The following is a 22,295-nucleotide window of genomic DNA, read 5'->3' on the forward strand; positions in this document are numbered from 1 at the left end:
GAAACTATTTAACATAACAGTTTCTCTCCTTTGGAGAGATTAAGAGAGGATTATGAAAAATATAGCTATTATAGGAGCTGGTACTATGGGAAATGGTATTGCACATACCTTTGCTCAAAGCGGATTTAAGGTCAATCTTATTGATATTAGTGAAGAATCTCTTAATAAAGGTCTAACAATTATTGCAAAAAATCTAGATAGAATGGTGGCTAAAGAAGCCATTACAGCGAATCAAAAACAAGACACACTTAAAAATATTAGCACTTTTACAAGTATTTCTGAAGGGGTTAAAAATGCAAATTTAGTAGTTGAAGCCGCGACCGAAAATATCGATTTAAAATTAAATATCTTCAAACAACTCGATAGTGCTTGCTCTAAAGATTGCATTTTAGCAACCAACACCTCTTCTATTTCAATTACACAAATCGCATCGGTAACTTCAAGACCCGATAAAGTCATTGGGATGCATTTTATGAATCCAGTGCCTATTATGCTATTGGTTGAAATAATTCGAGGATACAACACAAGTAACAGTGTTACTAAAACCATTATGGATTTATCTAAAACATTAGGTAAAATTCCTGTTCAAGTAAACGATTACCCTGGGTTTGTTGCCAACCGTATTTTAATGCCCATGATTAACGAATCTATCGAAACCTTATACCATGGTGTTGCTGGTGTACATGAAATTGATACCGTTATGACATTAGGAATGGCACACCCTATGGGGCCCCTACAATTAGCCGATTTTATTGGACTAGATGTTTGTTTATCCATATTGCGGGTAATGTACGATGGTTTTAAAAATCCAAAATATGCGCCATGCCCATTATTGGTAAATATGGTGAATGCAGGCAAATTAGGTATTAAATCAGGAGAAGGTTTTTACGATTATTCCGAAAGCAAAAAAGCCGATAAAATTTCGAAACAGCTTATAAAATGATTAATTGCTTACTAACGCAAAGTATTGCACCTACTAAAATTAAGGAGTTTAGTTGTTAATATTTTTATAATTAAACGACAAAGATCTGAACACATTAGAAATGAACATACAAGAAAACCTTAATTATATAAAGTCTAGGGTACCAAAACATATTACTCTAGTAGCTGTTTCAAAAACCAAACCTGTAACCGATTTAATGGAAGCCTACCATGCGGGTCAGCGTATTTTTGGGGAAAACAAAATTCAGGAAATGGCTGAAAAATATGAAATCATGCCAAAAGATATTGAATGGCATATGATAGGACATGTACAAAGCAATAAAGTAAAATACATGGCATCATTTGTGAGTTTAATTCATGGGGTTGATAATTTTAAACTGCTGGAAGAAATAAATAAACAAGCTAAAAAACACGATAGAGTTATTAATTGTTTACTTCAAATTAAAATAGCTTTAGAAGATTCTAAATTTGGAATGACCTTTGTAGAAGCTTCTGAGGTATTAAAATCTGAAGCGTTTTTACAATTAAAAAACATACAAGTTGTTGGAGTTATGGGAATGGCAACATTTACTGAAAATGAAAATCAAATTAAAAAAGAATTTACTTTATTAAAAACCTTTTTTGATAGTTTGAAATCGTATGAATCGATTAACTTTAAACCTGAAACCATTAGTATGGGAATGAGTAGTGATTATGTCTTAGCTATTAGTTGTGGAAGCACTATGATTCGTGTAGGAAGCAGTATATTTGGTGAACGTAATTACAATTAAAAAATGTTGAGTCGGTTGTTGTGGAGTTGTTAAGTTGAAACAACAAAACAGTAAACGCCTTAACAACAAACATCTAAACGAAAAGCAAATTTACGCAATATTAGACATAGAAACCACTGGTGGTAAGTATAATGAAGAAGGCATAACAGAAATAGCTATCTATAAATTTGATGGCCACCAAGTTGTCGATCAATTTATAAGTCTTGTTAACCCTGAACGTGAGATACAACCGTTTGTAGTAAATCTTACAGGTATAAATAGCGGTATGTTACGACATGCCCCTAAATTTTATGAGATAGCCAAACGCATTGTTGAAATTACCGAAGATTGCATTCTAGTAGCTCATAATGCCCAATTCGATTACCGCATTTTGTGTACAGAATTTAGACGCTTAGGTTTTGAGTATATCCGTCCGTCGCTCTGTACTGTAGAACTTGCCAAAGATTTAATACCAGAGCAACCATCGTACAGTTTAGGGAAGTTAGTACGCTCGCTTGGTATTCCTGTAACCGATAGACACCGTGCTTCGGGAGATGCTCTAGCTACCGTCAAATTATTTAAAATGCTTTTGGATAAGGATACTACTAAAAGTATCATTCAACAATCCATTCGATTAAATCCAAAACTTCAATTAGAACCCAGACATCTTGATATTATCGCAGAATTGCCATCAATAACTGGTGTATACTACATTCATAAAGCCGATGGAGGCATCATTTACATTGGAAAAAGTAATAATATTAAAAAACGTATTAATCAACACTTTACAAACACCAATCAAAAATCAAAAAAAATACAAGACCAAGTAACGGCTGTAACTTATGAAACTACTGGCAGTGAATTGGTGGCACTTTTAAAAGAAAGCGAAGAAATTAAACGTATCAAACCTATTTTTAACAGAGCCTTACGCCGTACAACATTCACCCATGCACTTTATAGTTTTATTGACGACAATGGATATATCAATTTAAAAATTGATGTGGCCGATGGTCGTAAAAACCCCATAACAACTTTTAGTAACAAACAAAGCGGCAAAAGTTTCATAACTAAAGTGGTTGAAGATTATAAATTGTGCCAAAAATTAACAGGTTTATACAAAACTAAAACCAGTTGCTTTAACTACGACATTAAAACTTGTGAAGGCGCTTGCATAGGAAAGGAACCTGCAGAATCTTACAACAAACGCGTTACCGAATTAATCAATAAAAATAGCTACAAAAACAAAAACATGGTAATTATTGATAAAGGAAGAGACATTGATGAACGCAGTGCTATTTTAATAGAAAACGGCGTTTTTAAAGGCTTAGGTTTTTTCAATTTAAATTATCAAATAAACAATATTGAGGTTTTAGAATCCATTATTACCCCAATGCAAAACAATAGGGACACCCAACATATTATTCAAAGTTATCTTCGAAGAAACAATAGAGTGAAAATAATTTTGTTTGGTTAATAAACTTTAAGAAATTTAGGACAAAATTTCAGAATAAACGCCAACAAAAGCATGAAAAAAAATCTCACTTTCCTACTTATTCTTTATAGTTTATTAAGTTTTTCACAAGAAAACTACAATTCAGAAAGCTATATTGTTACGTTAGATGATATTAAATCTTCAACGTTTGTAAAAGATTCTACGGCCAATGCTTTGGTTATTTATGAAGATGGCAATAGCTATGTTGATAAAGAAGAATTTAATTTGAGAACTGAAATAAGGCATAAAATAAAAATACTAAAGCGCGAAGGCTTTGATAATGCTAATGTTGTTATTCACCTCTATAATAGTGACCGCAGCGATGAAAGGGTAAAAAAAATTAATGCGACAACCTACAATTTAGAAAACGGTACTGTTGTAAAAACTAATCTAAACGAAAAAGACATTTTTACTGAAAAGTATGATGAAAATCATACACTTGTGAAATTTGCAATACCTAATATCAAAGAAGGCTCTGTAATAACCTACAGTTATACACTTATTTCTCATTTTATGTTTAACTATAAAAGTTGGGATTTCCAAGGTGCCATTCCAAAATTGTATAGCGAATACAAAACTAGTATTCCTGCTAACTGGGATTATAGTATCAAGCTCATTGGTGGCCAAAAATTATATAAAAATGATTCTAAATTAGAAAAGAATTGTCTAGTTGTTTCTAATGGTGGTGCAGCTGATTGCAGTAATTCAATATATGTTATGAAAGATATACCTGCTTTTATAGAAGAAGATTACATGACTACTAAAAGTAATTATTTAGCACGTATAGAATACGAATTAAAAACTTTTCAAGATTTTCGAGGTGTAAAAAACAATTATGCAAAAACCTGGGAAACCGTTGATAATGAATTAAGAAAAGATATAAATATTGGCAGGCAACTTACTAAGTCTGTTGATACTGAAACCTTACTAAGTAACGACATATTAAGTGAAACCGATATTTTAAAAAAAGCACAAAGCATATATAATTATGTACAACAAAACTATACTTGGAATGATGAATACAGGATATTTCATGAGGTTTCTGTTAAAGACCTTATTAAAAACAAATCTGGAAATGTTTCATCAATAAATATTTTACTTCACAATTTATTACAAGATGCAGGGATAGATGTAAAACCCATATTACTATCCACCAGAAACAATGGGTTTGCAACAAAAATATTTCCTGTTATTTCAGAATTCAACTATTTAATAGTTCAAGCCACTATTAACGACAAAACATATTTATTAGATGCCACCGATAAATACATAAGCTTTGGAGATATTCCTTTTAAGTGTTTAAATGGTTATGGCCGTATTTTAGATTTAAAAAAAGGAAGTGATTGGATTGATATTGAGCCTGAGAAACCATCTACCATACAATATAAAGTTGAATTAAATTTAGATGAAAAAGAACAAATATCTGGCAATGTATATGGAAAAAACACAGGATATCATGCATTAAACTCAAGAAAAGCATATTACCCAAATAAAGAGATTTATATAAATAAGAAACAAGATAAAACCCCTAATATTGAAATATCAAATCATCAGGTTTTAAGTGAAGGGGAAACAAGTTCTGATTTTGTGGAAACTTACAATATTGAATTTGAAAATAACTTAACTGGAGACAACATTTATTTAAACCCTTTTATAATAAAGTTTTTTAATGGAAATCCTTTTAAACTTCAAGAAAGAACCTACCCTATAGATTTCGGATATAAAGACACCTATTACTATACTTTTAAACTAAATTTTAGTGATGCGTATACTATTTTAGAAAAACCAAAAGATATTGCTTTAAATTTACCAGATGGTAAAGGGCAAATAATTTTTTATACCAATTTAATTGGTAATTCTATCAACATGATATTTAAAGTGACGTTTAATGAAGCAATTTACGCACCAGAATATTATCCTTATTTAAAAGAATTCTTTAATAAGATAGTAGATATACAAACCAATTCTATTATATTATTAAAAAAGAAGTAATAAATCTTTCATTACTTTTGAAACCATGAGTATGCAACAAAAAACAAACTGGAAACACAAACTTCATGAAGTAATATACGGCACGCACACTCCTGCAGGAAAACTTTTTGATATTATTTTATTAATTGCAATTCTTTACAGTATTATTATTGTAATGCTGGAAAGTATACAGTCGTTTGACAAGAAATATCATGATTTTTTTAATGTATCAGAGTGGATAATAACTATTTTATTTTCAATAGAATATATTTTAAGAATTATATGTGTAAATCAACCTAAAAAATATATTTTTAGTTTTTACGGAATGGTCGATTTACTTTCAACTTTACCCAAATATATTTCGTTCTTTATTTTAGACACTCAATTTTTATCGGTGTTTAGAGCTCTACGCCTTTTAAGAGTTTTTAGAATTTTGAAACTCATTAGATTTGTTGGCGAATCAAACAAACTTATAAAAGCATTAAAAAATAGCCGTTCAAAAATATTTATATTTATCTTTTTTGTATTTATTGTATCTATAATTTTAGGTACTGTTATGTACCTAATTGAAGGTCCTGAAAACGGTTTTAAAAGTATCCCACAAAGTATTTATTGGTGTATTGTAACACTTACCACTGTAGGTTTTGGAGATATAACACCACAAACCGCTGTTGGACAAATTCTCGCCACTGTTATTATGATCATTGGTTATGGTATCATCGCTGTTCCAACAGGTATCGTTTCAGCGGAATATACTGCTTCTAAAGATTCCACATCGAACTTAACAAACAGTTCTTGTAAAAATTGTGGTGCCGATATTATTCTTAGTGATGCATCATACTGCAGAAAATGTGGAAATAAATTAAACAGTGATGCCTAAATACCTGATTTCTGTAATAGGCCCCACAGCCATTGGCAAAACAGCCTTAAGTATTAAACTGGCTAATTATTTTAATACTGAAATTATTTCTGCAGATTCCCGTCAGTTTTTTAGAGAAATGAGCATAGGCACCGCTGCTCCATCTAAAAAAGAATTAGCAGCAGCAAAACACCATTTTATTCACCACAAATCTATTCAAGATACTTATAGTGTTGGCGCTTTCGAAAAAGAAGCTCTTAACTGTTTAGAAAGTCTTTTTAAAACTCATAATGTCGTTATTATGGTGGGTGGCTCTGGTTTATATGTTGACGCCGTAACCAAAGGTCTAGATGATTTTCCTGAAGTTGATAGCAGTATCAGGCAATCTTTAAACACCCATCTAGAAACTAAAGGACTTCCCTATCTTCAAAATCAACTTAAGGAGTTAGATCCCGTTACTTATAATACCATTGCTATCGATAATCCCCAACGTGTTATTCGTGCTTTAGAAATTTGTATTGGCACTAACAAACCTTATTCTTCATTTTTAAACAATAAAAAAATAAATCGAAATTTTAAAACCATAACCATTGGTTTAAATGCCGAAAGAGAAACTATCTACAACCGCATCAACCAACGTGTTGATATCATGATGCAACAAGGTTTGTTAGATGAAGTAAAAAATTTACTTGCTTTTAAGAATTTGAATGCTTTAAACACTGTAGGTTACAAAGAATTGTTTAATTATTTAGAAGGTGAATGGACACTGGATTTTGCCATTTCTGAAATAAAAAAAAATAGTAGACGTTTTGCCAAACGCCAACTAACTTGGTTTAAAAAAGGTGAAAAAACTTTGTGGTTTGATTATTCAGCGGATGCGGATGTTATTATTGACACTTGCAAAGTGCAGATAGAAAACATGTAGTTCTATTGCATAATAACATGACTATATTTAGCATTTACAACAATGCTTTTTCCACTACTTAAACTCCCTATAGAAAAAGTTGTAGAGGTATCTTTTGAAGTTTTTTTAGGATGACTAAAACGACTCTGATTTCCATTATACTGTAAATTATAGTCTGCTTTAGGAAGTGAAATGGTTGCGTTACTGTTTTGAAGAATAACATTTAAATTAGTAAACGCATCATCTATTTTTAAAACTTTCAAATCTCCAATATTTCCGTTAATAACAGCACTTCCCAATAAATTCTTTATGGTGATATTTGAGGAATTTGAATTTAAAACCAACTGCTTAACGTTACTTAATTTTACATTTTTCGCATAATTAAGATTCAACTTCCCTAAGTTCCAGTAGGTTACATTTATTGGTGAATATGAAGCATTAATGGAAGTTTTACTTCCATTAATGCTTTGTGCTGTAAACTTGGTGTATGCTAAATCTGCTTTTAAATTATCAATATTAGCAGCAAACTCAATTTCACCATGCCTTACATTTACTTTCAACTTTGCTCCTTTTGGCATTTTAATTTTAATCGTTTTTTTTACGTTTGTGTTTGATTTTTCACTTACCATTTTTTCAATTAAAACCCGTCTTTCATCGGCTAGTTTTTCACGTTCGTGCATATGATTTTCTCTTATTTGTGCCTGTTTTTCACGCTCAACGGCTAAACGTTCTTGTTGATGAGCAATTCTTTCTGTTTGCTGTTCCATACGTTTAGCAAATTCTTCACCCCAAGCCTCCATTTCCTTTCCGTATTTCTCTTCCCACTTACCTTCAAACTTTTTAGCCCAAGCTTCCATTTCCTTCCCATACTTTTCACCCCATTCTTCTCCAAATTTTTCGCCCCAAGCTTCCATTTTTTTTGCATACTCTTTACCAAAACTAGATTCAAATTTTTTGGAGTACTCTTTTAAATACTTCTCACCATCTTTTTGATAAGCTTCATAATTAAATTGCATTTTACTTATTCCTTCCGGTAAATTTGGTAATTCTGGCATTTCAGGTATTTTGGGTACATCAGGCATTGCTGGTAGTTCAGGCAATTCGGGTAAATCTGCCAATTCAAACTTTAATTCCTTTAAAACAGCATGTACCGCATCATTATCATGACCCGTAAAATTATGAGACCATACATTAGAATCACCTCCTTTTGTTGAAATAGTAACGATACTTTTTGAGGCATCAACCGTTATTTTCCAATCTTTCAATGCCTTTTTAAGCGCATCACCACTTAACTTTTCTCCTTCAATATAGGCTTCTATCTCAATTGTGTTTTTATTCCAAGTATCAAAAACAATATTTGTATAACTTGTGTTTAAATTAATGGTAACATCTTTATTTACATCAATAGATTGTGTTGTTTTTGTTAGTTTTTGTTGTGAAAACAAAGAACCTGCAACAAAAAAGCTTAAAACAAAAAGCGTTACTTTTATAATTGATTTGTTCATTTTTTGATTTTTTTAGATAATTTTAGTCACTTCTTCAACTCCTGTTTCAGAAATATTTAATTCTTTTAATTGTGCTCTTAAACGATACAAGAGATTTAACCGAAATTTTAAATTATCAATTAATGCATTTACTGTTAACTCACTAGGTCCAGATTCTGTTAACTCAACGGATAGGCGTTTGTATTCTTTATCAAGTTCTTCTAGTTGAACAACATAACCATCAAAAAGATCTTTAGTTTCTGGCGTGTATTTTATTTTAGATAACTCTAAATTTATACTTGCCAAATAATAATCTTCAACTTTTTTTAATCCAGGTGACACATCACCCAAGGTTTTAGTTTCCATAGTATTTGGAGTTACATTCTTTGGAAGTGTTACCTCTTGCTTTAGAAACTTAACACCTCCAAAACTTAAACCTAAAAATACCACAACACTAGCCGCTATTTTTAACCAATTAAACTTAGATTTACTTTCTATTGGTAATGCCGCATCTAACTTTTTAAGAAACCTGTTTTGGTGCTTTATGGGCATTTTCTCCTGCGTTTGTGCATCTTCTTTAAATAATTCTCTAATATCTTGTGCCATTTTTTTTAAGTTTTAGCAGTTCTTGCAATTTTACTTTACCTCTAGATAATTGTGTTCGCGATGCGACTTCTGAAATATTTAAAATTTCTGAAATTTCTTGATGGTCGTAACCATCAATTAAATAGAGCATTACCACGTATTGATACTTTTCGGGTAAGTTATTAATTGCCTTTTTTACATCGTTTAATGTAATTGTGTCTTCTACCAACCATTTGTCGTCTTCTGTAGTATCAACAACTTTTAGGTGCACCTCTTCTAATTCAACAAACCGTTGTTTTTTAGATTTTAAAAAATCGATACTTTTATTTACTACAATACGTTTTAACCAAGCCCCAAAAGTTACTTCTGCTTTATACTGATTAAGTTTAGAAAATGCCTTAATAAAAGCCTCTTGTACTACATCTTCAGCATCATCGGTATCTTTCAAAAATCGTTTGGCAACACTATACATACCATCGCAGTACTGGTTGTATAACTGCAATTGTGCCTTCCGATTGTTTTGTTTACATTGTTCTATAATGTCAACCTGAAACATGCTAATTTACTTTTGGTTTTAGTTAGTTCATTTTAAAGACGACAAAAAAAGTGTAGTGTTGCAAAAAAAAATTTTCATGAATAAAACAAAACTAAAGAATTCTACGTTTGCATTTTAGAAATCATTACTTTTTAAAGTATCTTTATCCCAAATAATTTACGATTTATGAATACCTTTTTGAAACGCATTTTAATACTATTATCTATTTTTACTATAGGCTTATTTATATACTGCATTTTTGTCGAAAATATTTTCGAACCTCGATTAAGTCCCAAGGACACGGTAAAATTTGAATTGAATGATTTAGAACTTAAAGTGTTTTACAACCGTCCTTATAAAAAAGGAAGAGAGGTTTTTGGAGCATTGGTACCTTATAATGAGGTATGGAGAACAGGTGCCAATGAAGCAACTACTTTTGAAACCAATCAAAATTTAACTATAAGAGGCATGCAATTACCTGCTGGAAAATATACTTTATGGACTGTTCCAAAAGATAGTATATGGACTGTTATTTTTAATTCAAAACAATACAAATGGGGTGTTGATAAAGAAATGAAACCTATGTGGGATCCCAACTACGATGTGGTTGATATTGAAGTGCCTGTTAATAAATTAAATTCAACAGTAGAACAATTTACCATCGCTTTTGATAATTCTACCGATAGTTTAGCTTTAACCTTGGCTTGGGATGATGTAAAGGTTACCGTTCCTCTTAAAGAATAATTGAAAAATTTTCTTAATTAAACACCCGCAGATATATGTGGAATAAAATTTTCCCAAAACGTTTTGAATTATTAAAATTATACATCTTAATATTTATGTCACTCGCATTTATATTAAGATTTTGTTTAACATTTTGGTATTATCCGCAAATAGATGCTTCTGTATTTATTCTAATTAAAACCTTTTTAATTGGTTTCTGCTTTGATATTGGCACCATATCTTTTTTTGCATTACCCTATGTTTTTTATTTATTAATTATACCTAAAAAATTATACGGTTCTATTTTCGATCGTGTAGTTACCTATATAGCTTACTCGATTGGACTCCTTATTTTTCTATTTTCCTTTTTTGCTGAGATCACCTTTTGGGAAGAATTTGAACGTCGATTTAATTTTATAGCAGTAGATTATTTAATTTACACGTACGAAGTTGTTAAAAATATCAACGAATCTTATCCCATTCCGCTGTTATTAAGTGCTATTTTAAGTGTGCTTTTTGTACTTATATTCATTACTAAAAAAGCAAACGTATTCAAAAAAACATTTGATAATGATACGGTATTAAAACAAAAATTAATTCCATCCTTATTAATTTTTTTTATAGCTAGCATATTTGTTTTATTTATAAAAAATGAAGACGCCGAACAATTCAAGAACAGATACAACAACGAATTAGCAAAAACAGGTATTTATTCTTTCTTTGCCGCATTTAAAAGCAACGAATTATCATATACCGAGTTTTATAAAACCATTGATGAGGATAAAGCTTTTTCGAATGTTAAACAAAAATTAACGGCTCCTAATAGTGAATTTTTACAGCCAAAAGGAAAACAAATTTACAGAACTGTAACACATGCTGATAGCATAAATCCTGCACAAAAACCCAATGTTATTTTTATTTGTATTGAAAGTTTAAGTGCTTCTTATCTCAATTCTTTAGGAAGTGAATTAAAAATAACTCCAACACTTGACTCTCTGTCAAATGAAAGTTTATTTTTCACCAACTTATACGCAACAGGCACACGTACCGTAAGAGGTATGGAAGCCATTACTTTGTCCATTCCTCCAACACCAGGAAGAAGCATCGTTAAGCGTGATAATAACACCGATTTATTTACCATTGGAGAAGTTTTTAAACAACAAGGTTACGAGCGTAATTTCTTTTATGGAGGCGATGGCTATTTTGATAATATGAATACTTATTTTGGTGGCAATGAATTTAACATTATTGACAGAGGAAGAGGCTTTTTATTAGATTCTGATATAAAAACAAAACGGACTAATATTGATGATGATGAAGTAACTTTTGAAAATGCTTGGGGCGTATGTGATGAAGATATTTACAGTAAAGTTTTAAAAGAAGCTGATGAAGCATACCTAACTGACACCCCTTTCTTTAATTTTGTAATGACAACGTCTAACCACCGACCCTTTACTTATCCTGATAACAAAATTGATATACCTTCTGGCACCAGTAGAGAAGGTGCTATAGAATATACCGATTATGCTATAGGCTCTTTTTTAAATCAAGCCAAAACCAAGCCGTGGTTTAGTAACACCGTCTTTGTTATTATGGCTGATCACTGTGCTAGTAGTGCCGGACGTTGGAATTTAAATATAGATAAATACCGCATTCCTGCTATGATTTTCAACCTAGAAAAAATAGCACCTCAAAAAATAGAAAAACTAAGTTCTCAAATAGATGTGTTCCCTACCCTATTTGCACTTTTAAATTGGGATTACACTTCTAATTTATTTGGATTGGATATTATGAAAATGAAAAAAGAAGATGAACGTGCCTTTATAGGCAACTACCGAAATTTAGGACTTTTAAAAGACCAAAAATTAATGATCTTAAGCGACCAACATATTGTTAATTATTATGAATGGGAAACAGATAATGATAATTTAATACCCAAAGAGATTAATACGACGCTGTTAGAAGAAACTATTTCCTTTTATCAAGTAGCAGATTACCTGTACCGTAACAACGGTCTAAAATTAAAAAATAATTAGTGAAACAGATACATTTTATTCTAAATCCTATAGCTGGGAAAGGGAATAACAATCTAGATTTAGTGTTTCTTAACAAATATTTTAATAAAAAAGACTTTACGATAGTTGTAAAACCTACACATTATAAAAAGCATGCTATAAAATTAACGCAAGAGTCCATAAAAGAAAATGCTGATGTAATTGTAGCTTGTGGTGGTGATGGAACAATACACGAAGTAGCCTCTTGCTTAGTTAATTCCCCAATTGTTTTAGGCATTATTCCCATTGGTTCAGGAAATGGATTAGCGTCTAATTTAGATATTCCAAAAAACTTAAATAAAGCCCTCACACTAATTAAAAATCAAGCTGTAAAACAAATTGATGTAGGCTTATTAAATAACCATTACTTTTTTAGTAACACCGGTATTGGTTTTGATGCGCAAGTTATAAAACAGTATGAAGCATCAAACGAAAGAACTTTATCTAGCTACATTAAAGCCACTTTAAAATCACTAAAGAAGGTTAATAAATTAATTGAAGTTGAAACAGCTATAAATGGTAAAACCATTCAACATAAACCATTTTTAATTTTTATTTCAAATTCAAATCAAATGGGTTATCATGTCAGTTTAACCCCAAAAGCATCATTGCAAGATGGCAAATTAGACATTCTTATTGTAAAAAAAATAGGGGCTTTTAAAATCTTTTTATTTACGCTATTAATGTTTTTAAAGTGCCACCATATTTTAAAAGAAGTAACTACCTTTCAGAGCAAAAACATCAAAATTACTCAAAAAAACAGGCCCTTATTTCAAATTCAAATTGATGGTGAATTTTTAATGATAAAAAATCATAGCATAGAGATTTCTATACTCGAAAAGGCTTTAAATGTAATTGCAAGATAGATTTTAAGTTGTAACAAATCTCTTTAAATTATATTGGGCTAACTTATAAAACAAGAATCCAACTAAGGCTCCAAAAGTTGCTCCACAAAGGAGATCTAAAGGATAATGTACCCCCACATAAATTCTACTATAGGCCACAACAGCACTCCAAAAAAGTAAAATAAATATGAGGTTTTTATAATAAGGACGTAACATTAAACCTGCAAAAACTGCCGCCGCCATGGAGTTCGATGCATGCCCAGAAAAGAAACCATATTTACCGCAACGTACAGCAATAAAACGCATATGATCAATTAAATTTGCCTCGCCACAAGGTCTTGGTCTTACAAACCCACGTTTAAACACATTGGTAATTTGATCTGTAAAGGTTATCATCAAAGCTACAAGGATTACAAAAATCAATAATGCTTTAAGTCCATACTTCTTGTGTAAAAGAAATAATAAAATGGCATATAAAGGTACAAAAGTAACTTCATGAGTTATAAGAAGCCATAAACGATCCCAAGTTGGTGATCCCAAATTGTTTAAAAACAAAAATAGTTGGGTGTCGTATTCTAAAAGTTTTTCAATCATTATATTTTTTTTGGGCGTTACTCTCGTACCTCAAGTCAGGCTTTCCGCTATATCTTTTTTACTTTTAATGGTAAAAAAGGATGTCGCTTCAATCCTTAACGCAACTACTCTTCGTATTTTAAAATTTCATTATCATAAAACTCGGTGGCTAATTTAACCATGTTTTCGGTTTCAGCCAAGAGTTCCTTTTCATCTTCATCATCAAAATCTTCAAACCATTCAATCTCATCATCTTCAAGATTAATAATAAATCTAGGGAATTCGGTATGAATCACATAAATAGCGTTTGGAAATTCGGTGTTATCACCAAGTATAAATTTTGGAAGGCTCATTTTAAAGTTATAAGTTACAAGTGCCTAAAATGCACTTAAGTTATTTAATTAATCAAAGTTATAATTTATTAGCTATTGGGCAAACTAGTTATTATTATACTTTTTTTTAACTCTCATACTTTAGCTCACTTGAGGCATTTCAACCTTAATAAGTTTTTTAGTTAAATAATTAAATCGAATATACAATAAAATAGCAGCAGTTGTTAATCCTGCAAGTAATCCTAACCAAATCCCAAAACTTCCATAAGCTTCCTCTTTTCCTAAGAACCAACTAATGGGAAACCCAATGAGCCAATATGAAATAAATGTAATAATAGTTGGTATCTTAACATCTTGCAAACCTCGCAATGCACCTAAAAATATAACTTGAATACTATCACTTATTTGAAAAATAGCTGCTACTATTAATAGTTTTGAGGCTATTTCTACAACTTCTGTATTATCTATAAAGTTCTTTGCATCATCAAAATCTACATACAATTTTGGTAACTGGTTATGCAACAAAAAGAACATGGCGGCAAAGCAAAATGCTAAAATAATACCCAATAAAAATATAGAGAAGGCTATGCGACGTAAATCGATATAATTTTGCAATCCTTTTTGATTTCCTACACGTATCATGGCAGCTACACTTAAACCTGTAGCAATCATAAAAGTCATAGAACTTAAGTTTAATGCAATTTGATTTGCTGCTTGTGGATTTTTCCCCAACAGCCCACTTAGCCAAATAGCTGCTGTAAAAATACCCACCTCAAAAAACATTTGCATCGCACTTGGCGATCCTAAATTTAGTAGTTTTTTAAGCATTAATTTATTCAATACAAAAAACTTGATATTAGTAACAAATGCTTTCGACTTTTCTTTTAATTTCAATAAATACCACAAATACCAAACCATGATAACTCTAGATATTAATGTGCCATAGGCCGCACCAACAATACCCATTTCGGGAAAACCAAATTTCCCAAAAATTAATAAATAATTAAAAACCACATTTAAAATATTGGCTAGAATTGTAGCATACATGGGGTGACGTGTCATAGATAAGCCGTCACTAAATTGTTTAAATCCTTGAAAAATGATTAAAGGAATTAATGAAATGGCCACCAAATCTAAATAAGGAATTGCCAACTCAACTACCTCTGGAGGCTGTTTCATTAAATACATTAAAGGTTTTGCCAAAAGCACGAGCAGAAAAAGTACAATACCAATCATGGTGCATAAAAACAACCCATGTTTGAATGTCGATTTTCCCTTTTCAAAATCCTTTTCAGCATCAGCTTCAGCGATTAAAGGGGTTATTGCTGTAGAAAAACCAATACCTAAAGACATAGCTATAAACATAAAACTATTACCTAGAGATACCGCTGCTAGTTCAGCTGTTCCTAGTTGTCCAACCATAACATTGTCTACAAATCCAACGAAGGTATGTCCTAACATACCTAGCATCACAGGCGCTGCCAATTGCCAATTGTATGTAAACTCTTTGGTATAATCCTTTAATTGCATGAGGCAAAAGTAAGCTATAGGAATAGTATAGACCAATTTTTTAAAAGAATCCTTTCGAAAAGACAAATTAACAAATGTTAATAACTTATGTTAATTTTAACAATTTAATCGATGAATTTTCATACTTTAGCAAAGCCTTGAATAGGGCATTCTCTTTTAAGGATTTTTAGCAATTGAAACTGCTAGCTTTTGTTTTACAGGGATTTAAAATATTTGGGCTTATCGTTTCGATATCCGAAAAAGGGAAAAAATTAATTTTTTCCCTTTTTTATTTGTATGATTTTATAAATATTCAACTTGCTTTTTAGCTAAATTAAATTCGTAGAGCATATCTTCAACTATTTGAGCCACTGGTTTGATGTCGTTTATTAACGCAGAAATTTGTCCTATTTCTAGTTCCCCTTCATCTAAATCGCCTTCAAACATGCCTTTTTTGGCACGCGCTCTACCTAACAATTCCTTTAATTGCTCTGGCGTAGGCGCTGTTTTATATAGTTCCTGTACTTTGTTATAAAACTTATTTTTTATTAAACGTACGGGTGCTAATTCTTTTAGAGTTAATTGCGTATCACCTTCTTTTGTATTAATAACAACTTGTTTATAAGCATCGTGTGCAGAACTTTCTGTACTAGCTACAAACCGGCTTCCAACTTGTACCCCATCGGCTCCCAAAATCATTGCTGCTAACATGGCACGACCTGTAGCGATCCCTCCTGCTGCTATTAAAGGAATTTTTATATGTTCTTTAACCATGGGAATTAATGTTAAAGTAGTGGTTTCATCCCGTCCATTATGTCCTCCAGCCTCAAAACCTTCGGCAACAACAGCATCCACACCTGCTTCTTGTGCTTTTAAAGCGAACTTCACACTACTTACAACATGTACAACTATAACCCCTCGTTCTTTTAACCAAGAAGTCCATGTTTTAGGATTTCCTGCTGAAGTAAAGACTATTTTCACGCCTTCCTCTACTATAATATCCATAATGTCTTGAATATTGGGGTATAACATAGGTACATTCACTCCAAAAGGTTTATCAGTCGCTTTTTTACATTTTTGAATATGTTCTCGTAAAACTTCTGGATACATAGATCCTGCGCCAATTAAACCTAATATTCCGGAATTACTTGCTGCCGATGCCAATCTCCAACCACTGTTCCATACCATGCCTGCTTGAATGATTGGATGTTCTATTTGAAATAATGGAGTAATTCTATTGGTAGACATTTATTTCTTAATAAGTTTAATTGATTTTAATTCATTTGAAGATTGAAGTTTAACGATGTACATACCTTTAGAAAGGGACGAAACATTCACAATACGATTTGAGTGTGTTATCAAGGTTTTAACAACAAGTTTACCAAGAACATCAAAAATATAAAGCGATGCGAGTTCACCCGAACTTACAGTAAAATATAACTCATTGTATACGGGGTTAGGATATATTTTCAGGTTATCAGTCCCTTCATTTAATACATCTAAACCTTTATTCATAGCTATTTCTAAATTTGGGACACCATATCCCAAAAAGTAATCAGGAGCATTATATTGTGACGCAGATTCTCGAACCAACTGCATAATTTCTGCATTTGTTTTATTTGGTAAAGATTGCCACAAACAAATTATGCCACCTGCCACAATGGGCGAGCTAAAACTCGTTCCATTTGCGGTTGTAATTATATCATTTTCTGTAATTACAACACTAGCTTGCCCTTGTGCCACCACATCTGGTTTAAGAGTAGGTTGTGTATTATTTCCACGTGAACTAAAAGCAGCATAAGTTCCATTGGATCGTACAGCCCCAATACTGAATACACCCACAGCATCGGCTGGTGCGCCAACTATTCCCCAACTATCGTTACCAGAGTTTCCAGCTGAATTAACTATCAACATACCTTTTTCAAAAGCAATATTAGCACCTTTTGTAATAAAAGTCGTATTCCCATTCATATCGGCATTGGCATGGCTATAATTAGGATTATCATACATTGTATATCCTAACGATGAATTTATAACATCGACTCCTAAACTATCGGCACGCTCGGCGGCTTCTACCCAATAACTTTCTTCAACGGGATTTTCAGTAAGTCCATCTTCAGTTATAAATAAATAAAACGAAGCATCTGGTGCGGTACCTACAAATTGATTTTCAACATAACCAGCAATAGTACTTAATACCAATGTACCATGATTACTCGTCGTGTTGGTATAAACATCATTATCTCGTCCTACAAAATCGTAAGTTCCTAAAATATTATTGGCATTTCTTAGTCGTTGAAATCCTGACATGGTATTCACATTCGGGAATCCCGCATCTATAACCGCCATAGTCATACCTGTTCCTGTGTAATTAAGAAGGTGAAGTTGGTCGCCTTTAATCATCTGAACTTGGTTAGCAGCAGAACCGTAATTATAAGAAATTAACGTTTCTGTGAATTTTGATTGTTGTTTATGTTTAACTTTTTTTAAAACGTTTAAACTTTTATCGGCAAATTCTATATGGTCTACAAAAGAAAAATTAATAAGCAAATTATTTATGTTAGTTTCTGTGCCTCTTACATGCACCGCATTAAACCATTTAGATTTTGCAAAAACACTTATGCCAGTCGCTCCTTTAAGTTGAGAAATATATGTTTCGTTTACAGGAACATCTCGAGTATCAATAACTATATTGTGCCTATTTTTTCTATCGATGGCTTTTTGAGTTAAAATAGATATGGGATTCGCAACTGAATTTGTTACATCTTGCTTATCCTTTAAATAAACCCAGGCATCTTGTTGCGCTAGAAGAATAAATGGGGTGCACAACAATATCAAAAAAAGTCGTTTTTTTTTCATTGCGAATAGGTTTAAGTTATTGCAAGTTAACAAATAACTCCTGAACCTACTAACTCATCATCTAAATACCATGCTACAAATTGGCCTTCGGTTATTGCTGATTGGAATCCTTCAAATTCTACATATAAACCACTATCTACTTTATGCAACGTAGCTTTCTCTAAAGCCTGTCTGTATCGAATTCTTGCTAATACTTGCATTGTTTCGTCTACTTGTAATGCTAAATCTTCACGTACCCAATGCAACTCTTCGTTGGTAACAAACAATACTTTTTTATACAAACCAGGGTGTTCTTTCCCTTGACCTGTATAAATAACATTAGCATTTACATCGGTATCAATTACAAATAAAGGTTCTATAGTACCACCAACCGCCAAACCTTTACGCTGACCTTTTGTAAAATAATGAGCTCCTTGGTGTTTGCCTACTATTTTTCCTTGATCGACTTTATATTCAATTTTTCGCGATAGATATTGTAATTTTTCTTCTTCTGAATTAAATTCAGGTTCCTCTTCATTAAAAATAGATTGTTCTTTCGGAATTTCAACAATAACACCTTCTTTCGGTTTTAATTGCTGTTGAAGAAAATCGGGCAATTTTACCTTCCCTATGAAACAAAGTCCTTGCGAATCTTTCTTTTCTGCAGTAACTAAATCGAGTTCCATGGCTATCTCTCGAACTTGTGGTTTGGTTAGTTCACCTATGGGAAATAATGATTTTGCTAATTGTTGCTGTGATAATTGACATAAAAAATACGATTGATCTTTATTATCATCTTCACCCGCTAATAGCTGATAAATTTCTTTTCCATCTTTTTCAATAACACCTTTTCTGCAATAATGCCCAGTAGCTACATAATCGGCTCCAAGTTCCAAAGCAATATTCATAAAAACATCAAATTTTATTTCTCTATTACAAAGCACATCAGGGTTTGGTGTTCTTCCTTTTTCATATTCATGAAACATATAATCGACTATACGCTCTTTATACTGCTCGCTTAAATCGACCGTTTGAAAAGGAATACCCAATTTTTCTGCAACCAACATGGCATCGTTACTATCATCCAACCAAGGACATTCGTTAGAAATTGTTACCGAATCGTCATGCCAGTTTTTCATAAACAAACCAATCACTTCATATCCTTGCTCCTTTAATAAATAGGCTGCTACGCTAGAATCTACACCACCAGAAAGTCCAATAATTACTCGTTTCATTTACTTAAAAAATTATTTTGCAAAGATATAAATTATATACTACTAAAAGTTAACATAGAATAACCTTTCAATATTAAGCTTAATGTTTTGTTTATCGTTTTTAACAAAAATTTAAACAGAATATTTAACTTCTGTTTAAACTTTTATTATATTTGTTAAACAATAAAAATCAAAAAAAATTATATCATGAAAAAATTTAAACTAATTAGTAAGATGTCATTGATGGTTTTTGCACTATTGATGATTGTATCGTGTGACGATGATGACCCTGTAAAAACACCAGAAACAATTGCAGAAATAGCCATTGCCACACCTGGTTTAGAAAGCTTAGTAACTGCATTAGATAGAGCTGGCTTAGTAAATGTCCTAAATAGTTCTGGGCAATACACCGTTTTTGCTCCAACAAACGCAGCTTTTAATACTTTTTTATCTACAAATAATTTTGCATCTGTTAGCGATGTTCCTGTGGATGTTTTAACTCAAGTATTATTAAATCATGTAATTGCTGAAGAATTATCTTCTTCAAGCTTAACTACAGGATATAAAAATACATTAGCAACTTATTCTGATACAGATTTAAACTTGAGTATGTTTGTAAACACCACTAATGGTGTAAAATTAAATGGTGTTTCAAATGTAACAACAGCTAATATTGAGGCAACAAATGGTGTTATACATGTTGTAGATGCTGTAATTGGAATTCCTACAGTGGTAACATTTGCTACGGCAGATCCTAATTTTACAACATTAGTAAGCGCATTAACCACGCTAACTCCTAACACAGATTTTGTATCCATATTATCTGATACAGAAGAAGCTTTTACTGTTTTTGCACCTACAAACGATGCTTTTAGTGCATTATCTAGTATTCCTGAAGAGTCAACTTTAACCCAAGTATTATTACATCATGTGGTTTCTGGAAATATTCAATCTGGAGCGTTAACTCCAAACGGAAATACTGTTGCACCAAGCTTACAAGGAAATAACTTAACAATAACCTTACCTGGAACAGGATCCAATATTGCTAACGTGACAGATGGTTCTGGAAACTCTGACATTGGAATAATTGCTGTAAATGTACAAGCGGGCAATGGCGTAATACATGTGATAAATAAAGTGGCTATACCTAATTTACAAAGTTAGTTTGGTTGGTTTTTTAGACAATGATTAATAGCTTTTTATAAAATTGTCTAAAAATTAAAAGACTTCTTAATTTCTTAAGGAGTCTTTTTTTATACTTAGCTATCTGAAACCCTTTTCTTTTTTAAAATAGTATATGTCTATATTTAGGTTTACTTTATACCGTTAATATATGTTTCTAACATAGTATACCCCTTTAGTGTAACTATATTTCTATCTTCTGAATTATTTTTATCTAGCTTATTTTCTTCTTCCCAATAATCTGGCATACCATCATGATCAGTATCTTTATGAGCTGGTTTATTTTTTAACACTGGCCAACCTCCTGCTTCTTGTGGATTGGCTACAAAACCATTTTTACCTTTGGTTGCAGTTCCTGTACGAACTTCTTCTATGATACGCTGATCTATAATATCTCTTTTTGGCAAAGAACATCCAGCACTATTAAGTACAGATTTATAAGCTTCTTCTGCCGTTTCTTGGTTAATATCCATTGAAAGCCATGGTTCACTCAGCTTAAAATGATCATCTTGCTTAGTAACTCCTTTCCAATTATTTGCTGTTACATCAGGAAAACCCACCACAAAATTTTCTGAAACCCACCACTTACCTGCATCTTCTTTCCCATTACGTGTAGAAGGATCGAGAATGCGACTTCTCACTTTTTCATGAGTACCAGGGCCTGACTTATAATAATTAGCAATCATATTTATTGTAGAAAATTGAAAACCTCTATCTGTTTGATGTTTTTCACCTCCGTAAACACTTTGATGCTGCCAGTTATAGATCACATTATTTCTAAAATCATTATAGCCACAACTAGAAGCAAAGCGGGGATTTCGCGAGATATTATGAGCAAATAAATTATGATGATACGTTCCATAATTATTTCCCCAAATACCTCCAAACTTATGAGTATCTGAACAGGCTTCAGTAATCATACACCATTGAATTGTTATGTTTTCTCCGTGGTAAAAAGTCATTACTTCATCTTTACTCCAACTGGCAGACACATGGTCGATAATGATATTTTTTTGATAACGACCTCCTATGGCATCATCTTTGGCTTCAGCTCTTATTCTAATGTACCGAATTATAACGTTACTTGCATTTATTTTAAGCATTCCTTTTAGTGTTATACCATCTCCGGGAGCTGTTTGTCCTGCTATGGTAATACTATCATTTGCGACTGTAATATTAGCTTCGATAGTTCCTGAAACTCTAAAAACAATTGTTCGTGCTCCTTTTTCTTCAACAGCTGATAGAAAACTCCCAGGACCTGAACTTTCAAGATTTGTTACTTCTATTACTTTACCTCCTCTTCCTCCTGTGGTATATTTCCCATATCCTTCTGCACTTGGAAATGCAAGTTGTTGAGAATTTGAATTAGAAGTAGAAAATATGACTGCTACAATAATTAAAAAATAATTTTTCATAAAGTATGCTTTTAAATATTAAGAGCATTGTGGTTTTGTAGTTTTTCTAATAGCTACAAGACCACAATGCTCTAGAATTAATAATGATT

20 protein-coding genes are annotated in these 22,295 nt (G+C 31.9%); 10 read left to right on the plus strand and 10 right to left on the minus strand.

Translation table 11 applies throughout. The features are described from left to right. Positions 1-52 precede the first annotated feature (52 nt). The 6 genes from QLS71_RS17275 to miaA all read left to right on the plus strand — a co-directional run bounded on the left by QLS71_RS17275 (position 53) and on the right by miaA (position 6,938). Positions 53-943, plus strand: coding sequence for a 3-hydroxybutyryl-CoA dehydrogenase (locus tag QLS71_RS17275; protein ID WP_308992032.1), 891 nt, complete (start codon positions 53-55; stop codon positions 941-943). A gap of 100 nt (positions 944-1,043) precedes the next feature. Continuing rightward, on the plus strand, positions 1,044-1,712 hold the full coding sequence (locus QLS71_RS17280; protein ID WP_308992033.1) for a YggS family pyridoxal phosphate-dependent enzyme: 669 nt from the start codon (positions 1,044-1,046) through the stop codon (positions 1,710-1,712). Positions 1,713-1,800: 88 nt separating this feature from the next. Beyond that, positions 1,801-3,165: an exonuclease domain-containing protein gene (locus QLS71_RS17285; RefSeq protein ID WP_308992098.1), complete on the plus strand. Its 1,365-nt coding sequence runs from the start codon at positions 1,801-1,803 to the stop codon at positions 3,163-3,165. A gap of 51 nt (positions 3,166-3,216) precedes the next feature. Continuing rightward, complete coding sequence (locus tag QLS71_RS17290) at positions 3,217-5,175, plus strand: transglutaminase domain-containing protein (protein WP_308992034.1); 1,959 nt, start codon at positions 3,217-3,219, stop codon at positions 5,173-5,175. Between the two features lie 25 nt (positions 5,176-5,200). Next, positions 5,201-6,034, plus strand: coding sequence for an ion transporter (locus tag QLS71_RS17295; protein WP_308992035.1), 834 nt, complete (start codon positions 5,201-5,203; stop codon positions 6,032-6,034). Continuing rightward, complete coding sequence (gene miaA / locus QLS71_RS17300; RefSeq protein WP_308992036.1) at positions 6,027-6,938, plus strand: tRNA (adenosine(37)-N6)-dimethylallyltransferase MiaA; 912 nt, start codon at positions 6,027-6,029, stop codon at positions 6,936-6,938. Before QLS71_RS17295 ends, miaA begins: the two co-directional genes overlap by 8 nt. A gap of 2 nt (positions 6,939-6,940) precedes the next feature. Here miaA and QLS71_RS17305 read toward each other — a convergent pair whose 3' ends face one another. The 3 genes from QLS71_RS17305 to QLS71_RS17315 are packed head-to-tail and all read right to left on the minus strand — an operon-like array spanning position 6,941 to position 9,542. Then, entirely contained in the window at positions 6,941-8,422 is a 1,482-nt protein-coding gene (locus tag QLS71_RS17305) for a hypothetical protein (protein ID WP_308992037.1), read from the minus strand. A gap of 12 nt (positions 8,423-8,434) precedes the next feature. Further along, on the minus strand, positions 8,435-9,007 hold the full coding sequence (locus QLS71_RS17310; protein WP_308992038.1) for a hypothetical protein: 573 nt from the start codon (positions 9,005-9,007) through the stop codon (positions 8,435-8,437). Then, positions 8,991-9,542: an RNA polymerase sigma factor gene (locus QLS71_RS17315; protein WP_308992039.1), complete on the minus strand. Its 552-nt coding sequence runs from the start codon at positions 9,540-9,542 to the stop codon at positions 8,991-8,993. The genes QLS71_RS17310 and QLS71_RS17315 overlap by 17 nt, the downstream gene beginning before the upstream one ends. A gap of 165 nt (positions 9,543-9,707) precedes the next feature. On the opposite strand from QLS71_RS17315, the gene QLS71_RS17320 reads away from it, so the two are divergent. From QLS71_RS17320 to QLS71_RS17330, 3 genes are all read left to right on the plus strand, one after another. Beyond that, positions 9,708-10,265, plus strand: a complete 558-nt coding sequence (locus QLS71_RS17320; protein WP_308992040.1) for a DUF2911 domain-containing protein — start codon at positions 9,708-9,710, stop codon at positions 10,263-10,265. 95 nt (positions 10,266-10,360) lie between these two features. Next, complete coding sequence (locus QLS71_RS17325; protein ID WP_308992041.1) at positions 10,361-12,280, plus strand: sulfatase-like hydrolase/transferase; 1,920 nt, start codon at positions 10,361-10,363, stop codon at positions 12,278-12,280. Beyond that, positions 12,280-13,164, plus strand: coding sequence for a diacylglycerol kinase family lipid kinase (locus QLS71_RS17330; RefSeq protein ID WP_308992042.1), 885 nt, complete (start codon positions 12,280-12,282; stop codon positions 13,162-13,164). The genes QLS71_RS17325 and QLS71_RS17330 overlap by 1 nt, the downstream gene beginning before the upstream one ends. Before the next feature lie 3 nt (positions 13,165-13,167). Here QLS71_RS17330 and QLS71_RS17335 read toward each other — a convergent pair whose 3' ends face one another. From QLS71_RS17335 to mnmA, 6 genes are all read right to left on the minus strand, one after another. Continuing rightward, the gene (locus tag QLS71_RS17335) at positions 13,168-13,737 is read right to left on the minus strand and encodes a phosphatase PAP2 family protein (RefSeq protein ID WP_308992043.1); all 570 of its coding nucleotides are present in this window, start codon (positions 13,735-13,737) and stop codon (positions 13,168-13,170) included. A 104-nt stretch (positions 13,738-13,841) separates the two neighbouring features. Beyond that, positions 13,842-14,069, minus strand: a complete 228-nt coding sequence (locus QLS71_RS17340; RefSeq protein WP_308992044.1) for a hypothetical protein — start codon at positions 14,067-14,069, stop codon at positions 13,842-13,844. Positions 14,070-14,189: 120 nt separating this feature from the next. Further along, positions 14,190-15,578: an MATE family efflux transporter gene (locus QLS71_RS17345; protein WP_308992045.1), complete on the minus strand. Its 1,389-nt coding sequence runs from the start codon at positions 15,576-15,578 to the stop codon at positions 14,190-14,192. Between the two features lie 282 nt (positions 15,579-15,860). After that, positions 15,861-16,805 carry a nitronate monooxygenase gene (locus QLS71_RS17350; RefSeq protein ID WP_308992046.1) on the minus strand — a complete coding sequence of 315 codons (945 nt, stop codon included), beginning with the start codon at positions 16,803-16,805 and terminating at the stop codon, positions 15,861-15,863. Then, a complete protein-coding gene (locus QLS71_RS17355; protein ID WP_308992047.1) occupies positions 16,806-18,416 on the minus strand; it encodes a S8 family serine peptidase in 1,611 nt (536 codons plus the stop codon). A 26-nt stretch (positions 18,417-18,442) separates the two neighbouring features. After that, a complete protein-coding gene (mnmA, locus tag QLS71_RS17360) occupies positions 18,443-19,630 on the minus strand; it encodes a tRNA 2-thiouridine(34) synthase MnmA (protein ID WP_308992048.1) in 1,188 nt (395 codons plus the stop codon). Positions 19,631-19,816: 186 nt separating this feature from the next. On the opposite strand from mnmA, the gene QLS71_RS17365 reads away from it, so the two are divergent. Then, positions 19,817-20,773, plus strand: coding sequence for a fasciclin domain-containing protein (locus tag QLS71_RS17365; protein ID WP_308992049.1), 957 nt, complete (start codon positions 19,817-19,819; stop codon positions 20,771-20,773). Positions 20,774-20,922: 149 nt separating this feature from the next. Here the strand turns inward: QLS71_RS17365 and QLS71_RS17370 are convergent, their stop codons facing one another. Next, positions 20,923-22,206 (minus strand): hypothetical protein, encoded by a 1,284-nt coding sequence (locus tag QLS71_RS17370; protein WP_308992050.1) that lies wholly within the window; start codon positions 22,204-22,206, stop codon positions 20,923-20,925. Between the last annotated feature and the right edge of the window lie 89 nt (positions 22,207-22,295).

The sequence above is a fragment of the Mariniflexile litorale genome, from assembly GCF_031128465.2.
GTDB classification, from domain to species: Bacteria; Bacteroidota; Bacteroidia; order Flavobacteriales; family Flavobacteriaceae; genus Mariniflexile; species Mariniflexile litorale.